1 protein-coding gene is annotated in these 1,486 nt (G+C 35.3%); it reads right to left on the bottom strand.

Translation table 11 applies throughout. The features are described from left to right. Nucleotides 1-540: 540 nt before the first annotated feature. Nucleotides 541-1,486 (bottom strand): DUF2207 family protein (locus tag PQ474_RS26065; protein WP_273848492.1); only part of this gene is annotated, 946 nt, incomplete at its 5' end.

The following is a 1,486-nucleotide window of genomic DNA, read 5'->3' as shown; positions in this document are numbered from 1 at the left end:
TTTTTTATGCAAAAAATAAAATAATTGAACATTTTGAGTATTCTTAAGAATTGGATTAGATTAATGCAACTCTAGTGATTTTCGATTTATATTCAAAATAGAAGAATACAGCTAGCACCAGCAATGCTGAACTAATGATCTCCATAGCCAATCCCCCTTACCTAAATGTGAGCTATAACGTTTCACAATATTTTTCACATGAACTACTGCCATAAAATAACCTCCTTGTATTCCTTGTTATTATTATCTTAATTTGTTCATGTATAAATGGAGTAGTTACAAATGTAATCATTAGATTAACAAGCTATTTTATATTGGGCTTACAATTGATATTTTTGATGGCACGGTGAGCATGATTAAAATAGTGAACCTTCTTTTACAATAGAAATAGGTGACCATTAACCTACAACAAGTTACACAAACTAAGAAGTGTGCAGAATCTCCAAATTTCACATGACATGAACCTATCTCTCGCTCCAATGAAAACAGCACTTTCCGTTCCGAAGGAAAGCGCTGTTAATCCTTGAGATGAAATTAATGTTAAAATGCTCCTGATCCACCGCCACCACCGCCAGTACCTGTACCGCCGCTAGTAAACCCACCTGAACTTGCACCTGTACCAGTACTCTGCTCCGCACTATTAAAATTTGCTGTTGCAGCAGCGGCAATGATCAACCATGTCGGATCAAAGCCATAGGCTGTGCTTGACTGCTGTTCATTTGTTTTAAAGGCATTAACTAGTGATTCGTTCTTCTTAATAAGCTTTTTTTCATTGCTCCCAATTCCAATAATAAATGCCCGCATTTTATCATCGTCGGATAATGTTTGCCACGTTGATGCTAGTAATTTTGGAAATTCCTGTTTAAAATGGCGCAACTCTAGCGTCACTTTAAACCCTTTCAATGTTTTTGGATAGTAAAAAATAGCAAATAGCAACAACCCTAAACATATAATTATTGACGTCACTGCTAAAGCTGTTAAACCGTGGGTTGCAAATAAAATAATTAAAGGAACTAGCAATATACTGAAAAGGCCTACTGTAATTCGATACTTCACTTTATTTATATAAAGGCCAGCTTCCTTTATCTCTGCTCTTACTTCTTTTTGCCAGTTCGATTTTAATTGTTGATATGTTTGATGATTTTTTTTATTTTTCAGATAGCTCTCTATATCATCAAAGCTAAATTCATCACCTGATCCTATCTCATTAAAAAGCCATTTAACCAAATTTTTTTCATGACGCATTAAACCACTTTTATTCAGTAATCGAAAACAGTCATTATCAAGCTTTTTCACATGGCCTTTTCGGACTAAATCTAATAATGCAGCAACAATCGTTTCTGGTTGTATGATCTGGTAATTCATAAAACAAATCGTAGTCGGTAATGACAGTGTTTCGTTTGGAACAACACCCGTTAGCCATCCATGCAGCGCAAAATCGGCGCTGCACCACAGAGAATGAAAATGGTTAAAAACCGTCAATACT

Origin of the sequence: Halalkalibacter alkalisediminis (assembly GCF_028610705.1) — a bacterium.
Classification (GTDB): Bacteria; Bacillota; Bacilli; order Bacillales; family Bacillaceae_D; genus Halalkalibacter; species Halalkalibacter alkalisediminis.
Note: the sequence above shows the minus strand (reverse complement) of the source record. Positions and strands in the feature narration are given on the sequence as shown.